Genomic DNA, 2,971 nt, shown 5'->3' with positions numbered 1-2,971 from the left:
CTATTATTGAACCTGAATCAGATTTTTGAAACCCTGCTATTATACTAAGCAAGGTTGTCTTTCCACAACCTGATGGTCCTAGTAGAGATATAAATTCTCCCTTGTCTGCCCCAAAACTAATATCTTTTAGAACTTGATTTACACTTCCATTACTAGTAAAGGTTTTATTTATCCTTTCTACTGTTAGCTCCATTACTGCACTTGCCTCCATTTAGTGAGTCTTTTGTTAATAGTTTGTAATATTTTATCCACACCAAAACCTACAATAGCAGACATAAACATTAGTGATATAAGCACATCAGTCTGCATCCTAGCTTGGGCTTCAACCATAGAGTAGCCAAGACCGGCACTCGTTGCTATAAACTCCGCTCAGACGACGGACATCCACCCAATACCTACTGCAAGCCTTGCCCCTACGAGTACATCCGGTATTGAAGCTGGAATTACTACATTGATAAATATACTTAATGGTCCCGCTCCCATACTTTTAGCTGCATTGTAATAATCCTTTGAAATGCCTCTAACACCTTGAATAGTATTAAGTATTACTGGAAATACACCAGAGAGTGCAATCATAAATAAAGTTGGTCCATCTCCTATACCTAGCCAAATAATGGTTAAAGGTACCCATGCCATAATAGGTACTTGCCTTACTGAGTCTATAATACCTGATAGCAGTTTTTCTGCTAACTCAGAAAGGCCCATTAGATATCCTAATGGTAATCCTACTAGCAATGCATATAAAAATCCTTTGAGAACTCTTTTCATAGTTATAGATAGGTTGAGTAGTATCTTTGGATCTGTTGCAGAGCTGATCAATGCTTTTCCTATTTCCATAGGCTTAGGTAACAATAAAGGTGAATCTATCCTAACAGCTGCATAATGCCATAATCCAATAATCCCTATAAATACAAGTAATCTATATATCCTTTCTCTTATATTTCTTTTTGTGATATTGGAATATTTTAATCTTCCCCTATATTCAGAAGCTTTACTTTCCATTTTTCTAAACCCCCTTTTTCTAAATTAGTTTTTGTATAATTATAAAAATGTTTTTCTAGTAATTTATCATCCGTCATCAATTCTTCTAAAGATTCATTATATGTCCTTACAAATTTTTTAAACTCTTTTGTTTTCATAAACTCCACATTAGATATAAGAACATATGTTGTATAATCACCATCAATTACTGAACTCTCTTTTATCCCATTTACGTGTACTCCCTTTATAAAATCAATTATAATCCCATCCACTTCACCCTTTTCTAGGGCATAGGGAAGGGCACTTACCATCATCGGTGCTATTTCTATATCTTCTCCAAATCTTTTTTTTATTAAATCCACCTGATAATCTCTATCTTGAGTCATTCCTATTTTCTTAGGATTTGCTGTTTTAGTGATAAATATATCTGAATTCATCATAGAGTTAGAGACTATCTGGAATCCCTCTACATTTTCAAGATACTCTTTTGCTGCCTCTTTACATACAATTGCCATATCCAACATATCTGAGCTCAAGGCCCATTGAGAAGTTTTAGCTCAGCAATCCTTTATAAAATAAGCTTCTAATTCATCACCTATCTTTAATTTTTCTTCCTTTATCATGTAATCTACTACAAAGCCAGAAATATCATCTGATACCCCAACTCTTATTTTACCCCCCACCAGTACTTCTGATGGGAGAAAAAAGGTTATTGCTACTGCTATCCCAATAATAAATATTATTAGAAATATTCTATTCATCTATCTCCATTGCCTTCTTTTTAAAGTCTTCATAACTCATACCTATTGGAAAAACTGAGTCTACCTTTTCTTTTATAAATTCATCAAAATCACCTAATTTAGCTGCATTATAAATATCATAGGCTATTAGGTCTTTAAATTCAGGTAGTGTTTCTATCAAATCATATCTCTTATATACATCATAAGCATGTTGAAAACTTTCTTCCTCAATTTCCCATGTTAAAGTTCTACCCTCTTCTACACACTTTTTATATATAGTCATAATCGCAACTTCTTCTGGAACATTATAGTATTTGGCAAATATCTTTGCTGCTTCATGAGGATGCTCATATACATATTCTATACTCCTTTGATGAGCTGTTAACAATTTTTCAGCTAGTTCTGGATGTTCTTCTACAAATTTCTCATTTAGTGAAAATGCACAACAAATACCCATTTTATCATCCATTTCCATATATGTTGCCATTATCTTGCCCTTTCCTTCATAAACAGCCATAGAAGCCCATGGATCACAAGATGTAAAAGCCTTAATTTGACCAGTGGCTAAAGCCATATATGCGTCTGCATCAGAACTAATATTTACTATGTCATAATCTTTTTCATCTGTAGATAAATTTAATAATTTTGAGTATCCAGCTATCCAGCCCTCATCTTGAGTACTACCAATAGCAACTTTTTGACCATATAGTTCTTCTGGTTTCTCAATATCATTGGCTACTACTAAGTACATAGAACCCCCTATATGGTTATTAGCTCCTATTAAAATTGGAGCACCTTTACCATTAGCAGCAATTAATCCTCTGTTTCCAATATATCCTGCATCCATCTGCCCTGCTGCCATAGCCTCTGGAACTTTACCATTACCAGTTAACTTTACATTTAGACCAAGATCTTTATATATTCCTGCTGCTTCCCCAATTGCAGCTCCTACCATATGGTCACAGTTATAATATCCTAAATTGATTTCATAATCATCATCAACATTTCCTACTTTTTTTCCTTCATCCTTTTTAGTACATCCTACTAATGTACTAATTATTAGCATTGATAATACTATCAATAATAACTTTCTTTTTTTCATCTTCATCATTCTCCTTATAAATTATTATATAATTAACAGCAATCTCTCATTCCTTCTCCAAATAAATTCTTTACCTCTAAACCTTCCACCCTAAATATGGCATAACCAAACTGTCCATCTTTAGATCCAGAGACTATAAATTCCAAAG

General features: G+C 33.6%; 4 protein-coding genes. All 4 read right to left on the bottom strand.

The window, feature by feature from the left end; all coding sequences use genetic code 11:
- A partial coding sequence (locus TICRE_RS09940) for an ATP-binding cassette domain-containing protein (RefSeq protein ID WP_269843994.1) occupies positions 1-211 on the bottom strand: 211 nt, incomplete at its 3' end.
- Positions 193-1,002 carry an ABC transporter permease subunit SaoP gene (gene saoP / locus TICRE_RS09930; RefSeq protein ID WP_239591048.1) on the bottom strand — a complete coding sequence of 270 codons (810 nt, stop codon included), beginning with the start codon at positions 1,000-1,002 and terminating at the stop codon, positions 193-195. The genes TICRE_RS09940 and saoP, both read right to left, overlap by 19 nt.
- The gene (saoB, locus tag TICRE_RS09925) at positions 966-1,742 is read right to left on the bottom strand and encodes an ABC transporter substrate-binding (seleno)protein SaoB (protein ID WP_239591067.1); all 777 of its coding nucleotides are present in this window, start codon (positions 1,740-1,742) and stop codon (positions 966-968) included. Before saoB ends, saoP begins: the two co-directional genes overlap by 37 nt.
- Positions 1,735-2,823 (bottom strand): ABC transporter substrate-binding subunit SaoX, encoded by a 1,089-nt coding sequence (gene saoX / locus TICRE_RS09915; RefSeq protein ID WP_075727634.1) that lies wholly within the window; start codon positions 2,821-2,823, stop codon positions 1,735-1,737. The genes saoB and saoX overlap by 8 nt, the downstream gene beginning before the upstream one ends.
- Positions 2,824-2,971 lie beyond the last annotated feature (148 nt).

The organism is Tissierella creatinophila DSM 6911 (assembly GCF_001940565.1).
Lineage (GTDB): Bacteria > Bacillota > Clostridia > Tissierellales > Tissierellaceae > Tissierella_A > Tissierella_A creatinophila.
Note: the sequence above shows the minus strand (reverse complement) of the source record. Positions and strands in the feature narration are given on the sequence as shown.